The organism is Flavobacterium sp. TS_SC_5, assembly GCF_056156265.1.
The window spans coordinates 1,411,376-1,426,095 of sequence record NZ_CM149588.1 but is presented as its reverse complement, the minus strand read 5'-3'; the positions used below and the strand labels follow the sequence as shown (position 1 = coordinate 1,426,095).

Annotated in this window: 11 protein-coding genes and 1 pseudogene; 5 read left to right on the top strand and 7 right to left on the bottom strand. The window is 33.7% G+C overall.

Annotated elements, in window-relative coordinates; all coding sequences use genetic code 11:
- Position 1: 1 nt before the first annotated feature.
- The 4 genes and pseudogenes from AC0J6S_RS06245 (at position 2) to AC0J6S_RS06230 (ending at position 3,341) form a co-directional block, all read left to right on the top strand.
- On the top strand, positions 2-376 hold the full coding sequence (locus AC0J6S_RS06245; RefSeq protein ID WP_417951148.1) for a BlaI/MecI/CopY family transcriptional regulator: 375 nt from the start codon (positions 2-4) through the stop codon (positions 374-376).
- Positions 373-1,734, top strand: coding sequence for a M56 family metallopeptidase (locus AC0J6S_RS06240; RefSeq protein WP_474955922.1), 1,362 nt, complete (start codon positions 373-375; stop codon positions 1,732-1,734). The genes AC0J6S_RS06245 and AC0J6S_RS06240 overlap by 4 nt, the downstream gene beginning before the upstream one ends.
- 51 nt (positions 1,735-1,785) lie before the next feature.
- A pseudogene (locus AC0J6S_RS06235) lies at positions 1,786-1,881 on the top strand (BlaI/MecI/CopY family transcriptional regulator); the annotation flags it as partial.
- Positions 1,878-3,341, top strand: a complete 1,464-nt coding sequence (locus tag AC0J6S_RS06230) for an energy transducer TonB (RefSeq protein WP_474955921.1) — start codon at positions 1,878-1,880, stop codon at positions 3,339-3,341. The pseudogene AC0J6S_RS06235 and the gene AC0J6S_RS06230, both read left to right, overlap by 4 nt.
- A 177-nt stretch (positions 3,342-3,518) precedes the next feature.
- On the opposite strand, the gene AC0J6S_RS06225 is transcribed toward AC0J6S_RS06230, so the two are convergent.
- From AC0J6S_RS06225 to AC0J6S_RS06210, 4 genes are all read right to left on the bottom strand, one after another.
- Positions 3,519-4,571 (bottom strand): DUF4062 domain-containing protein, encoded by a 1,053-nt coding sequence (locus tag AC0J6S_RS06225; protein ID WP_474955920.1) that lies wholly within the window; start codon positions 4,569-4,571, stop codon positions 3,519-3,521.
- Between the two features lie 483 nt (positions 4,572-5,054).
- The gene (locus AC0J6S_RS06220; RefSeq protein WP_165152448.1) at positions 5,055-5,702 is read right to left on the bottom strand and encodes an HAD family hydrolase; all 648 of its coding nucleotides are present in this window, start codon (positions 5,700-5,702) and stop codon (positions 5,055-5,057) included.
- Between the two features lie 493 nt (positions 5,703-6,195).
- The gene (locus AC0J6S_RS06215) at positions 6,196-7,107 is read right to left on the bottom strand and encodes an ABC transporter substrate-binding protein (protein WP_474955919.1); all 912 of its coding nucleotides are present in this window, start codon (positions 7,105-7,107) and stop codon (positions 6,196-6,198) included.
- 376 nt (positions 7,108-7,483) lie between these two features.
- Positions 7,484-8,854: a saccharopine dehydrogenase family protein gene (locus AC0J6S_RS06210; RefSeq protein ID WP_113636590.1), complete on the bottom strand. Its 1,371-nt coding sequence runs from the start codon at positions 8,852-8,854 to the stop codon at positions 7,484-7,486.
- 179 nt (positions 8,855-9,033) lie between these two features.
- On the opposite strand from AC0J6S_RS06210, the gene AC0J6S_RS06205 reads away from it, so the two are divergent.
- On the top strand, positions 9,034-9,420 hold the full coding sequence (locus AC0J6S_RS06205; protein ID WP_474955918.1) for a DUF423 domain-containing protein: 387 nt from the start codon (positions 9,034-9,036) through the stop codon (positions 9,418-9,420).
- A 62-nt stretch (positions 9,421-9,482) separates the two neighbouring features.
- Here the strand turns inward: AC0J6S_RS06205 and AC0J6S_RS06200 are convergent, their stop codons facing one another.
- From AC0J6S_RS06200 to AC0J6S_RS06190, 3 genes are all read right to left on the bottom strand, one after another.
- Positions 9,483-10,538, bottom strand: a complete 1,056-nt coding sequence (locus AC0J6S_RS06200) for a phytase (protein ID WP_474955917.1) — start codon at positions 10,536-10,538, stop codon at positions 9,483-9,485.
- Between the two features lie 2 nt (positions 10,539-10,540).
- On the bottom strand, positions 10,541-11,527 hold the full coding sequence (locus tag AC0J6S_RS06195; RefSeq protein ID WP_474955916.1) for a purple acid phosphatase family protein: 987 nt from the start codon (positions 11,525-11,527) through the stop codon (positions 10,541-10,543).
- A gap of 180 nt (positions 11,528-11,707) precedes the next feature.
- Positions 11,708-14,530: a TonB-dependent receptor gene (locus AC0J6S_RS06190; protein WP_474955915.1), complete on the bottom strand. Its 2,823-nt coding sequence runs from the start codon at positions 14,528-14,530 to the stop codon at positions 11,708-11,710.
- Positions 14,531-14,720 lie beyond the last annotated feature (190 nt).

The window sequence follows — 14,720 nt, the reverse complement described above, 5'->3', positions numbered from 1 at the left end:
CATGCAACAACTCACGAACGCCGAAGAACAAGTAATGGAACACCTTTGGAAACTCGAGAAAGCCTTCATGAAAGACTTGCTTGAAGCCTATCCAAAACCAAAACCCGCAACCACAACCATTGCTACTTTATTAAAAAGAATGATCGACAAGCAATTTGTAGCCTATAATGAATTTGGGAACTCCAGGGAATATTATCCTTTGGTCAAGAAAACCGATTATTTCTCGAAACACGTCAACGGATTGATTAGTAATTTTTTCAACAATTCGGCATCGCAATTTGCTTCTTTCTTTACCAAAGAAACGAATTTGTCTCAAACGGAACTGGAAGATCTCAAGAAAATAATAGACAGTGAAATTTTAAAAAAGAAAAAATGAATGACTTTATAATCAAATCGACAATTACTTTATTCGTGCTACTGGCAGTGTATTATTTGTTTTTGGAAAAAGAAAAAATACACGTTTTCAATAGGTTTTACTTGTTGTTCAGTCTTGTTTTCTCGATGGTGATTCCATTTATAACTATTGAAGTGATTCAGGAAATAACACAACCTACAGTCAATCCGGGAAATATCCAAATACTGCAAGGAAACGCTGTAATACTGGAGGAAACAAACTATCTGGCAATAGGATTATGGAGTTTGTATGCTGTAATAACACTCGTTTTGGCGATACGTTTTTTCAGTAATATCATCAAGATATCTTCTAAAATGAAATCAAATACACCAATTGATTATAAGAATGCCAAATTGATTTTGGTTCCCGAAAAAACCTTGCCGCATACTTTCCTGAATACGATTTTCATCAACGAAACGGAATACAACAACCGTCAAATTGAAGCTGAATTGTACACACACGAACTCACGCATGTAACCCAAAAACACACTTTGGATATTTTATTCATCGAACTATTGAAAACCGTTTTTTGGTTCAACCCTATTTTTATTTTTTACAAAAAAGCCATACAACTCAACCACGAATTTCTTGCTGACGAGAAAGTAGTGACCTCCTATAACAATGTTCCGTTCTACCAATCTTTATTACTATCGAAAGCGAACGAGAACCCAACTTTTTACTTGGCCAGTAATTTGAATTATTTAATAACTAAAAAACGATTACTTATGATGACAAAAACCACATCAAAATCAAAATCAATTGCGAAGAAAATCATTTTGATTCCAGTTCTATCCGGACTATTTTTCCTATTTTGTTTCAAAACTATAGCTCAAGTAAAAAATACTGCACAAGTTACCACCAAAACTAAACTTACAGCAACCAACGATTCCCGAAAAGATGAATACTACGCTGGAGTAAGAGTGGTCATTCACGACCTTATAAAAAACAAGAAAATTGACACCAAATATGAAGACCTAAGTGAAGAGTACAAGAAAAAAGCTTTATTCTATGTTCCAACTGCTTGTGAAAAAAAATCACCAACAAACCAAGAATTAGAAAACTTCAAAGATGCTAAAAAATACGCCATTTGGATAGATGGGGTTCACCAAACCAATAAATCACTAAACAATTTTAAAACTAGTGAAATTGCTTTTTTTCAAGGTAGTAGTGTTTCAAAAAATGCAAGAAGCAAGAAATTCCCACAGCCTTACCAATATAATTTTTACACACATAATTATTTCGAAAAAAACTTAAAAAACTCGCACAAGAAATTCAGTGGAGAAAAATTAGAAATTACAATTTGTAAAGATAAAAATACAAGACCTATCAGAACTAAATAGTTGATGATAACAAAAACTAGTTTTTTGATTCCTTACTAAATAAACCTTTGTGCCTCTTTCTTTACCACCGAAACGAATTTTTCTCAAACGGAACTGGAAGATCTCAAGAAAATAATAGACAGTGAAATTTTAAAAAAGAAAAAATGAATGACTTTCTAATCAAATCGACAATTACTTTATTCGTGCTACTGGCAGTGTATTATTTGTTTTTGGAAAAAGAAAAAATACACGTTTTCAATAGGTTTTACTTGTTGTTCAGTCTTGTTTTCTCGATGGTGATTCCATTTATAACTATTGAAGTGATTCAGGAAATAACACAACCTACAGTCAATCCGGGAAATATCCAAATACTGCAAGGAAGCGCTGTAATACTAGAGGAAACTAACTATCTGGCAATAGGATTATGGAGTTTGTATGCTCTGGTAACACTCGTTTTGGCGATACGTTTTTTCAGTAATATCATCAAGATTTCGTCTAAAATGAAATCGAATACACCAATTGATTATAAGAATGCCAAATTGATTTTGGTTCCCGAAAAAACCTTGCCGCATACTTTCCTGAATACGATTTTCATCAACGAAACGGAATACAACAACCGTCAAATTGAAGCTGAATTGTACACACACGAACTCACGCATGTAACCCAAAAACACACTTTGGATATTTTATTCATCGAACTATTGAAAACCGTTTTCTGGTTCAACCCTATTTTTATTTTTTACAAAAAAGCCATACAACTCAATCACGAATTTCTTGCCGACGAGAAAGTAGTGACCTCCTATAACAATGTTCCGTTTTATCAATCTTTATTACTATCGAAAGCGAACGAGAACCAAACTTTTTACTTGGCCAGTAATTTGAATTATTTAATAACTAAAAAACGATTACTTATGATGACAAAAACCACATCAAAAACAGAAGCTTTATTAAAAAAAGCAATGCTAATTCCTGTAATAACTGCCTTATTGTTTTTATTGTGTACGAAAGTAGTTGCGCAAGAAACCAATGTGAAAAAAGAAACTACTGCTGTAAAACCAGGGAATTTACTTAAAACGTACTACGACAAAACTACTTTTAAAATCAAAGATGAAAAAGGAAAGATTGCCAGCGAAAAAAAATACAATGAACTAACTCCTATAGAAAAGAGAGCTATACCTTCTATCTTATCTAAGCAAAAAGAATTACCTACAAACGAGGAACTTCTGGGGATTTTAAGTAAAGGAGCTCCTGAAGTGATTGAAATTGATGCGTACGATTCTGAAAATCAGTTTGTCCAAAAAGGGGAAAATGAAGTCTATAATACTGCTGGAATAACCGAAAAACCAGATTTCCCGGGAGGAATTATGGAATTTTACAAATTTGTCGGCAATAATTTTAAAACTCCATCACAACCTAACTTAAAAGGAAAAGTATACATCACCTTTATAGTAGAAAAAGACGGCAGTTTAAGCGACATAAAAAACATACGCGATATTGGCTATGGAACGGGTGAAGAAGCCATCCGTGTTTTGAAAATATGCCCGAAATGGATTCCCGGAAAAATGAACGGCGTTCCTGTTAGAGTAATGTACAGCTTACCAATAACTATTCAATCTGGAAAGGTGTAATTGTAAAAAAAGAAATTCGCTTCTAAAAAGAAGCGGATTTCTTTTTTACTAATGTTTTATGGATTTTAGATGGTAGTGAATTCGTAAGCTTTTAGTTTTCGGCTTAACGAAATCTTGATACGAAACGATAATTCCACTAAATTCCAGCTAGCTCAAAATGGCTGTTGGTGGTTGCGTTTATTTTGTTTCTTGTTTGAGTTTATCAAAAATAGCTTTCATTAATTTATCTCCATTTTTGTTTGTCCAATACATTTTTTTTCCAATCCCAATTATTATACGATTATCTGTTTTATTTTCAGGTTGTAAATCATATTCAGCATTTACACCAAAGCTTGCTGATGTTCTGATTGTTTTATATGGCAATGTAGAATAGAAAATTTTACTTAGTCCTTTTTCTAATGCATTGGTACTATTGTTAATTTCAAGTTCTTTTAAGGCTTCATTAGTTTCCATAACTTTAATATTAACGTCATAATTTTGAAGAAATTCTTTCAAATTATTACTCTCAATTAATTTTGGAACACCTTCTTCTAAAGATTCTGAAACAGTTTCTGTGATTTCTTTTAAATAATTATTTTCTTCTTCTAATAAAAATCTAAAAGCATTGGAAAATTTTCTTGCTATTTCTTCTTCATTTTTTAACAAAATATGTCTTAATGTAGTTATTTCCGAAAGAATATCTTTTATTTCTCCTTTTGTTGGGTCAAATTGTTTTTTCAATAAATCGCCAAATATATGTGCTAGTTGTTTTTTAAGATTGTTTTTGGCTGATTGAACATTTGTAAATTGAATTAATCCATTATTTATTTTAGATTCACTAAATTCACGGATAAGTTGAAAAATCTTAGATGGATTCTCCATTCCTGGAAAAGTTAATTCTTCACTTTTTTCATTTACATCATATACTCTTTTGTAAGACATAACTTCTTCGCTAACGAGAAATATTACAGGAACTTTTCTTTCTCTTGAAGTTATAAATTCATTATGAGTAACACTTAAACCATTTTCAGATATACTACCATATCTTTTTCCAATAATAATAATTGATAAATGACAATCTCTTAAAGCCAGATAACAAGACTCTTCAGCGGAATTAGATGGTAAAAATCCAATTTCGCCATATTCACTCATTATTGGATTATAACCAATTTCAAAAATTAAATCTCGAATTGAATCTCGTAAGTGTCCTAAATCTTGGATTGTTGAACTTATGAATATATTTGGAATCATTTTGCCTTTTTAATTTCTGTTATTCTCCTTGTTTTTCCCACATTACCACCAACTTATATAAAACTAGAACAAACCTTCGTATACACACCCACACATGGGTAGATAAGCGAAGGTTTGTTTCGCTTTACGTTTACCAAATATATTAAAATTTTCTTACAATTTAATAAAATAAACGGCGCATCATTGGAATGCGTTGCGTGAGGGATGGTCCCGAAGTTTCGGGAAAAATCCTTTGTGTTTTTTCTTTAAAAACATAAAGATTGCAGCGAACAGCCCGACCCGAAGTTGCGAGGAGGAACGACGAAGCAATTTGCAGGGTCACGCCCAAAAAAAAGAGGACACTAAATCCTCTTAATATTCTCTCTCACAATTTTAGGAAGACTCTATAGTTCATACCAGTGACCGGTTCCGTTCAACACGGGTTTCATTGGTGGTGCTACGCACGCAACGAAACCCTGACTGTTAGCTGTTGTTCTTGTTAATTCAGTTTTCCAAATTCAATAAATTTGCTAGCTCTTCGAAACTATAGAAAATTATTGCTCCCTCATCCTTTAATTCTGTTTCATTGCTTTCATTTGCAAAACCATAAACTTTAAAACCTCCTTTTTTCGCGGAAATAACACCCGCTTTACTGTCTTCAATTACGATGCATTCATTTGTTGTAAATCCCATTTCTCTTGAAGCAAATAGAAATATTTCAGGTTCTGGCTTCCAACTATTAATTTGGTATGAACTGAATATTTTATTTTCAAATTTTTCAATTAAGCCTGTTATCGTTAAATTCAAATTAATTTTCTCTATTGGTCCACTTGAAGCAACACAATAAGAAATGGATAAGCTATCGATAAAATTTTTTACACCTTTAATTGGTTTTAATTCCGTTTTAAATGCTTCAAAAGTTTGTTTTCTATATTCACTTTCAAAGTTATCGGGTAATCTTTTATTCGTCAATTTTTCAATCTGCTGAAAACTATCTTTTAGACTTCTGCCGTTAAATTTTTTAATAGCATCTTCAATAGACATTTCAAGTCCAAATTCTTTTGCCATTGAAAGTAATATTTGATTTCCAATAATTTCACTGTCAACCAAAACTCCGTCACAGTCAAATATTATACATTTAATATTCTTCATTCTCTTATTTAGGTTTCGGTTTTTAGAATACAGCTAACTTATATTTAAGCGAAATAAACCTTCGTAAACACACCCACATAAGGTTAGATAAGCGAAGGTTTGTTTCGCTTTATGCTTTTCAAATATATTAAAATTTTCTTACAATTTAGTAAAAAACGGCGCGTCATTGGAATGCGTTGCGTCAGGGATGGTCCCGAAGTTTCGGGAAAAATCCTTTATGTTTTTTCTTTAAAAAAATAAAGATTGCAGCGAACAGCCCGACCCGAAGTTGCCAGGAGGAACGACGAAGCAATTTGCAGGGTCACGCGCAAAAAACAGTTCCCCAAAAAAAAGAGGACACTAAATCCTCTTAATATTCTCTCTCACAATTTTACGAAAATTTATAGTGTTGATCAACACAATCGGTTTTCCCACAAAAACGGACAGGCTATTCAATGAAGGTTTCATTGTCTGTAACGTGTAGACAATGAAAGTTTGGCTATTATTGTTAGTTTTAGTCAAATAATTCATTAGTAAATAGATTTTGCTCAAGAATTATTTTGTCTTCTAAACCTTTATCCACAAGCCATTCTAAAAATCTTGAGATTTTGTCTTGTTCCATCTTTCCACAGTTAAGTTCAGTACCAAAGTGAGGAATTGTGTAGGATAAGGATTTTTCTATATCGATGTTCTCTAACTCATACTTACTTAAGTTGCGTTGCAAAATACTTGTTGATTCTTTTATGTTATTTTTCACAAATAAGAAACCACTTTTTGTAGCTTTTATAAAACTCGAATAATGCTCTTTGTGTTTTATCAGATTCTCTCTTTTTGTCAAGACAATAGGCGAATAACAGTAAGGAATTTTAAATTTGTCCATTGCAAACTTGTTGAGTTGAATGTTCTTTCCATCTGCTTCAATACCTTCCCAGTTATCAAAAATCCAAGTCGCATCGGCTTGACCATTTAATAAGGTATTCCAAATACCAAGTTTGTCTGGATAAACTAATTTTAAATCTCCTTCCCCTCCATTATTCTTTATCATTTCTTTTACAATATAATCTTCATAACGTGCTTTATATGAAGCATACTTTTTACCGTCAAGAAATTTTGGCGATGTGATATTTGATTCTTTGAGTGTTACAATTGAGCTTAAATCTTCCTGTAAAATGGCAAAAATTGCTATTGCTTGAATCTGATTTGCTTTATTATTCAAACTTATTACAGTCTCAAAAGGAGCAATTGCAAAGTCAGCAATATCAAGTTCTAATTTTTTTCCTGGTGTTACCAAGTAATTATCATTTTTAGGATTTAAAATTTCAAGATCTATTCCTTGTTTACTGTAAAATCCCAATTCTTTCGCGATAAAAAACCCAACGTGATTTGTATTGGGTGTCCAGTCAAGTGCTAGTTTAAGATTAGTCATAATGGTACTTTTTTTATTATAATTATTGCCTGCTGCCATCTAGATAAAACAAAACTCCGTATTTACAGTTAAATCTGGGTAGATTGGTAAAAGTCTGTTTCGCTTTATGCTTTTCAAATATATTAAAATTTTCTTACAATTCATTAAAAAACGGCATGTCTTTGGAATCTGTTGCGTGAGGGATGGCAGCGAAAATCCTTTGTGTTTTTTCTTTAAAAACATAAAGATTGCAGCGAACAGCCCGACCCGAAGTTGCCAGGAGGAACGGCGAAGCAATTTGCAGGGTCACGCCCAAACACAATACTAAATGGAACTAAAAAAACAAATCCGCTTCAAGAGGAGCGGATTTATCAAACTAAAAATCTAAAAAAAACTACTAACTAAACTCTTTATCCGGATTGTATCCTAAATACGGCATGGATTGTTCCTTGAAAACAACGCCGTATTCCTCTAATTCTTTCAAAATAGGCTCATAAACTTCCTTACGAATAGGCAATTGCACTCCCGGAGTCGTGATTTTGCCATTCAAGATTAATAAGGTCGCCATTGCAACGGGTAAACCCACTGTTTTTGCCATGGCTGTGTAGGTTTGATCGTCACCAATGCAAACCATTTTGGAATCTATTTGTTCTTTTTTGCCATTATATTCGTATCCAAATTTGTGATACATGACAATCATATCTTTATCATCTTGCTGAAGTGTCCAACTATCCGTCAATATTTTTTCCAGAATTTGAGCCGGAGTGGCATTTTTCAAACCTACTTTCTTGTTTGGATTGAACAAATCGAGTTCCAATAATTTGTCCCACATGATATCGTCTTGGTCAATCTTGAGAATTAATCGGGTCTTGATTTCTACAGAATCTGTGGGATGATATGGCAGGAAAGAATTCACAAATTCTCTGTAACTCATGTTCTCCGAATCCTCCATAACGTAACTGTCATCCGTCATTCCTAATTGCACAAACATATTCCACGCTTTCGAGAATCCCACTCTACGAATCGTTCCTCTGTATAACGTAAGCACATTATCTAAACCATACACACTGCGGTATTTCAACGAATCGCGATTCGAATAACCTTCAAATCGACCATATCCTTCCACTTGCAAAAACTCGGTTCTGCGAAACAAATTACAGTACGGAATGTATTTATAAGTCCCTTCCTGAATAAACTTAGCAGCGCCACCCTGACCCGCAAGAACTACATTGCGTGGTGCCCAAGTAAATTTGTAATTCCAAAGATTCGTATCTGATTCCGGAGCTACAAGTCCGCCACAAAAAGATTCGAATAAAATCATCTCACCGCCTTTTTCCTTAATCTCATCAATCACTTTCATGGCACTCATGTGGTCAATGCCTGGATCAAGTCCGATTTCATTCATGAAAATCAGATTATTTTCCTTTGCGGCAGCGTCTAATTCCTGCATCGCATCACTCACGTAGGAGGCGGTAACTAAGTGTTTTTTGTAAATAATACAATCTTTGGCCACTTGAATATGCAAATGAGCCGGCAACATCGAGATAACAATATCAGCAATTTGCACCGCTTTTTTTCTTTGATCTTCATCAAAAATATCTAAGGCAATTGCCGTTGCATTGGGGTGATTGTTTGTCTTTTTTTGGGCTAAAGCCAAAGACAAATCACCAATAACAAGATGCAAATTCTCTTTTTCAGATTTATTTAAAAGATACTGAATCAAAGATGAAGCTGATCTTCCTGCCCCAATGATTAAAATTGTTCTCATTTTTATATATTTATAACACAAACATACAAAAATGTTGTATTTATAACAAACCGAAATGAAATATTTTGGAGAAAGAAAAAAGCATTCCTCCTATTTAACCTTAAGAAAATAAAAACAATAGTTGTAAATACTTTTAATTTCATTTGAGAAGAAATACTTTTGCAATAAAGACAAGCAAAATGAAAAAGAAGTTATTATCAACAGGAGCAATTTTAGGTATGATCGCTATAATTTTGGGTGCTTTTGGAGCACATGCCCTAAAAAAAGTACTCTCTGTGGAGCAATTAGTTACTTTTGAAACCGGTGTACGCTACCAAATGTACCATGCGTTGTTTTTACTATTAATTGGGATGCTGGACAACATCACTGAAAAAGCAAAAAAAACAATCTACTATTTGGTCGTTTTGGGTGTAATTTTATTCTCGGGATCCATTTATCTGTTAGCTACAAATGATCTTACTTCTTTTGATTTTAAAATTATCGGATTCGTAACTCCTATTGGCGGACTCCTATTAATACTGGCTTGGGGCGTTTTACTAGTTAATTTTTTAAAAAAAAGAATCTAATAATAACTAAAAGAGCTGCTATATAATGAACAGCTCTCCAATGTTTTCCAAAAATTTGTAATTTACTTTTTAGCTAAATCAATCCGTTTTTGAAAATCCTCCCAATTATAAAAATGAAAAGTCATTCCATTGCTCATTGCCACAAATAGACCTTTTTGAAATGGTCCACCTAGATTTAATGACGTAACATCGGCCCCGTCACACTCAATGGTTGAAGTTGGAATTTCAGCTACTAACGGATACTCATTAGGATTTTCATTTGCACCTTCTCTGGGATAAACCATAAAGGTATTTGCTTGTTGATTGGAAACCAAAATATAGCCTGTTGTTGTAGTTTTTTTGTAAATCGCAATTCCTTCATTATCAGATTTGAATTGGTTTTGACCAAAAAGAGCTAATTCATTATTATCATTCAAATCGGGATTGGCTTTGTATTTTCTAATTCCAAATTGTTCATCACAATAATAAACAACACCCAATTCGTTATCTACTGCGATGGCTTCAACTTCTTTTTTGCCACTATATTTTCCGAATTTTCGAACCACCTTCGCTCCCACTTTTCCATTGCCTGCATCAGTCAATTGGTATTGCCACAAATAAGTACCAGAAGGCCCATTTTTTCTGCCAACGATAGCGAAAACAGTATTGTCACTATTCCGTGTATACAAAGCAATACCCATTGGATCATGTTCTAGTTCCCCCTCAAAAACAAAAATTCCGCCATTATCGATTGGTTTTAAATCCGGTAAGCTAAAAATCCTGATTTTATTATTTTCCCGTTCAGTCGTAACGGCAACATCGATTTTTTTACCATCAATTAGTAAACCATAAGCAACATCTACATTGTTTGGTCTTTTCAGAACTTCAGATTTGGCAATAATTTTTCCATTCAAATCAAAAGCATATAAACCGCCGTCGGTGTCCTTATCTGTTCCAATAATAATACTTCTTGTAGCATCATTCGGATTAATCCAAATAGCAGGATCATCAGTATCATGAGGCAGAGCTTGCGTTACTATTGCAGGTTTGACAGCGTCTTTACGAATAGGAGCAAACTTATTGCCGCAGGAGGTCAGTAAGCATACTGAAAGCAGTAATCCAATTATACTATTCTTCATTGCTATTTTTTTAATTCTTGTGTATAAACAATTTTTCCTTGTGCGTTAACAAGCTGTACCAACAAAACGGTAGGTGTTACGCTAAAAGTCATAAATCCAGGTTCCGACAAAGCAAAAAGAGTCCCTTCTCTAATGCCAGTAGGTCGTACCTCGCATCCGGCTCCTGATAAAAACTGTGTGGTAAAACGACCATTTGGTTTAATTACCTGCAAATCGTGTTCATGACCACATAAATAGGCATCGACTTTGTATTGGTCAAAAATTGATGCAAAAGTTACTTCAATATCTTTTGTGTCCGGACTACCCTTGCGTTTACCTCCGGAATACATTGGATGATGCCCAACTACAATTTTCCATTTGATGGAAGGATCAGCCCGTTGCAGAGTTTCAACTAGCCATTTTTTTTGCGCAATAGTATCTTGTTTTTTAATATTATCTTCTATTTCTTTACCTTTAGAATAGTAGGTTTTAACGAATGGATTCGTATCGATAAATACCAACAAAGCTTTACTCCCATCTTTCAATTTAACCGTTTCTTTATAATAAGTACTCGGTAAGTTCCAACGCCTACTTATTTTAGAATAGTCCATCTGAGCCTGTATATTACCATAGTAATCATGATTGCCCAGTGCTACATACCAAGGCGTTTGCAAATGATAATTGAAATAGATATCTTCAAATGATGCTTTCCATTGAGGGTCTTGCGTGCTTTGCACTCCAATTGGATAAAAATTATCCCCAACAGAAATCACAAACTCCGAATCGATTGTTGCAGCAGCTTTTGACATTTGCACTGCTACGTCTTTTTGATGGTATTCGCCGTTTCTGCCCCAATCTCCAAGCACTAAAAAATTTACGCTTTCCTTTACTAACTTTAATTCGGGTATAAAACCTCCCTTATAACCTGATTTTTCCTCTTTTAAATAATCTTGCGCAAATAGGCATTGCACAAATAAAAAAAGAAGCAGAACGGATTGTTTTGTTTTCATTTAATCATTATTTTTATTAATAAATCCAACTGAACTTAACTAAACAGCGTTGGAGCTTTTTAAAAAATCTTGCTTTACTGGAACTTATGAAATAGATTCTTTATGATTTTAAAAATTAAAAAAAGTGTTTGACAGGGCTTAAAGACCCTATCAAACATTTAAAAAATAATTCAATATATTTTACAAATCAAATTTCAAACCAAAATTATACCTAGCTTGATAGTATTCCATTTGCATAGTACGAGAAGCTATTCCTTGGTAATAACGTAACGGTTGATTGGTTAAGTTATTTGCTTCGGCAAAAACTCTTAATCTTTTAGTAATTTTATAAGAAGCATTTGCGTCTAAGAACAACTGTTCGTCATAATATCTATCATCGAATGCTTCTCCTCCTAATTCGTCCAAATAATCTGCTGTATAATTTAGGGAAATACGAGCGGAAAATCTTTTGTTTTCCCAAGATAACGATCCATTGAACATGTGTGGGGCTGCTCCTGGCAAACCAACATCTGTTCTTTCCTCACCATCAGAATTTGTGATTCCTTTCGCATTAGACTCCGTAAATGTATAATTTAAATAAACCCCTAAACCTTTAAAGAATTTCCCCGGGATAAAATCCAATTGTCTTTGAACCGCAACCTCAAAACCGTATACACTTACGCTTTCGCCATTTCTTTGTTGAGTTAACCCCCAATTTCCTGGATTTGTTACAGGGATTGGATTAGGCTGACCTGGAAAATCTGCAGCAAATTCAGCATTAGTATACTGATTATCACGATAAGTATAAATAAAGTCATTTAAGTTTTTATAGAAAACACCACCTGATAATAAACCAACCGACTTGTAATATTTTTCGAGCATTAAGTCAAAATTATAAGAATACGTTGCTTTTAAATTTGGATTTCCAGCTATGATTTCAGAATCGTCGTCTGGAATAACACTGATAAAAGGTGATAAATCATAGTAATTTGGTCTTGCTAGAGAAGTAGTAAATGCCGTTCTGTAAACCCAATCCTTTTTACCATTATATTTAAATGCTATACTTGGCAACACATTGGTATAGGAATTTTTGTTTTTTACTTCGCCAACCAAATCTTCTTCATCTTCTACGTAATTTGCTGTGTAATTTATATTTGTGTTTTCGACACGCAAACCAACAATCAGAGATAAATTGGAATTAAAATCCTGATCCCAACGAATATAACTTGCATAAATATCTTCTTTTGCCTTGTAGTTCAAAGCTAAATATTCACTAGGAACATCCTCTTTGTCAAATAATTCAGCATTATTCAAATCTAAACCTCCTAAAAATGAGTTGCTTGCAAATGTGCCTGGAACATATTTCGACCCTGCTTGCCAATCTTCACCTCCATAGAAACTTGTTGGAGTTTCATTTAAATTTCCAAACGCAGTAATAGGCTCATACTCAAAAAAAGTATTGTCTCTAAATTTGTCTTTGATTCTAACACGTGCCCCAAAACGAATACGTCCTTTTTGACCTTCAATTACTGAAAATGGCACTCTAAAGTTTAATTTTGCACCTAATTCTGACTCTTCTGTATAATTATCATTTTCCGAGAGAGTTCTAAAAGTGAAGTCTTCTGCTATATCTCCATCGGGAGAAGTAAGTAAAGGAAATCGTGGGTCTGATAAATCTTGATTTATGTCCAAACCTCTATTTTGGTATTCAATATATCTTTCACCAGGTCTATCTTCACTGGCTACTGCATAATTTACTGACCAATCCATATCTAGTTTTGAACTTAAAAGGTGCTCACCACCAATAGCATAATTTTGTACTACTTGACGTTCGAGTCGGGCACTTTTATTATCATCTAAACCCCCTTTTGTTTGTCTTCTTACATCTCCTTCATAACCAATGATATCATCGTTTGCATTATAAATAGGATCAATTCCACGGTATCTTGCACGGTAACGATTTTCAAAATCATCTCTGAAATTATACATTGCATTTACATAAATAGAGTTACTTTCATTAAACCTATAATCAGTAGCCAATGCAAATGAATTGCGAATGCGTTGAACATCATATTTTCTAACATCATATTCCTCCATATAAGATTGATTTTTTTCTCCTTCAACCCAAGTGCCTTCCACATTATCTGAACCAAAATTATTGTTGTTATAGGAAGCACTAAAAACTACTCCTAATTTTTTGTCCAAAAATCGGTTTCCTAAAACAAAACCGGCTGTGTAATTACCCTTGTCTCGGATTGGGCTATATCCTCCCGCAAGTGTAGCGGAGACCCTCGGTCCGTTTGGCGTTGCACGTGTGATTAAATTAACAGAACCTCCTATAGCATCGGCATCCATATCGGATGTAAGCGTTTTGTTTACTTCAATAGTCGAAATCATATCGGCGGGAATCAAATCCATCTGTACATTTCTGTTGTCACCTTCAGCGGAAGGAATCCTATCTCCATTCAAAGTAACCGAGTTTAAATTTGGAGCTAAACCTCTGATAATGATATTTCTCGCTTCTCCTTGATCATTTTGCATTGTAATACCCGGAACTCTTTTTAAAGCATCTCCAATATTGGCATCTGGAAAACGACCCACTTGATCCGCAGAGATTACATTGCTAATGTTTTGATTACTTTTTTGCTTATTGATTGCCTTTGCTTGACCCCTTAAACGATCACCAATAATGACTACTTCAGCTAATTCATTATTAGCAGATCCTAAAACGAATTTAACAATTTCAGCCTTTTTAGAATCAACTGTTACAGTTTGTTTTTGGTTTTGATACCCGATATAAGTAATTTCAATTTCATATGTTCCAAACGGCACATTTAAAAATTCAAATTCACCGTTGTTATTTGTTGTGGCATATTTGTTTCCAACATTTAATTTGAGCGTAGCCCCAGGAAGCGAAAATCCTCCATCGCTTTCTGTAACCTTTCCTGAGATTATTCCTGACCCTTGTGCATGGACAATACTAGTTGAAAGCACAATAATTAGTAATAAAAATAATTTTTTCATAGTCGTCTAAAATTAATATTTACCGCAAAACTACTGGGAATATAAAAGATGTAAGTTAGCATAGCATTAACAAATCTTTAGCAAGTTGTTCCTGTAAAATTAAACAGAAGGTCGAATTTAAAAATCAGGGGAGCTGTTTACTTTATTTAATATTACGTGAGAATTAAGTTTAAGTCCATAAAATAATATT

Bases quoted from the DNA above. Each gene is read 5' to 3' on its own strand.
- AC0J6S_RS06245 (WP_417951148.1), top strand. From the start codon at position 2: ATGCAACAACTCACGAACGCCGAAGAACAAGTAATGGAACACCTTTGG.
- AC0J6S_RS06240 (WP_474955922.1), top strand. From the start codon at position 373: ATGAATGACTTTATAATCAAATCGACAATTACTTTATTCGTGCTACTG.
- AC0J6S_RS06230 (WP_474955921.1), top strand. From the start codon at position 1,878: ATGAATGACTTTCTAATCAAATCGACAATTACTTTATTCGTGCTACTG.
- AC0J6S_RS06225 (WP_474955920.1), bottom strand. From the start codon at position 4,571: ATGATTCCAAATATATTCATAAGTTCAACAATCCAAGATTTAGGACAC.
- AC0J6S_RS06220 (WP_165152448.1), bottom strand. From the start codon at position 5,702: ATGAAGAATATTAAATGTATAATATTTGACTGTGACGGAGTTTTGGTT.
- AC0J6S_RS06215 (WP_474955919.1), bottom strand. From the start codon at position 7,107: ATGACTAATCTTAAACTAGCACTTGACTGGACACCCAATACAAATCAC.
- AC0J6S_RS06210 (WP_113636590.1), bottom strand. From the start codon at position 8,854: ATGAGAACAATTTTAATCATTGGGGCAGGAAGATCAGCTTCATCTTTG.
- AC0J6S_RS06205 (WP_474955918.1), top strand. From the start codon at position 9,034: ATGAAAAAGAAGTTATTATCAACAGGAGCAATTTTAGGTATGATCGCT.
- AC0J6S_RS06200 (WP_474955917.1), bottom strand. From the start codon at position 10,538: ATGAAGAATAGTATAATTGGATTACTGCTTTCAGTATGCTTACTGACC.
- AC0J6S_RS06195 (WP_474955916.1), bottom strand. From the start codon at position 11,527: ATGAAAACAAAACAATCCGTTCTGCTTCTTTTTTTATTTGTGCAATGC.
- AC0J6S_RS06190 (WP_474955915.1), bottom strand. From the start codon at position 14,530: ATGAAAAAATTATTTTTATTACTAATTATTGTGCTTTCAACTAGTATT.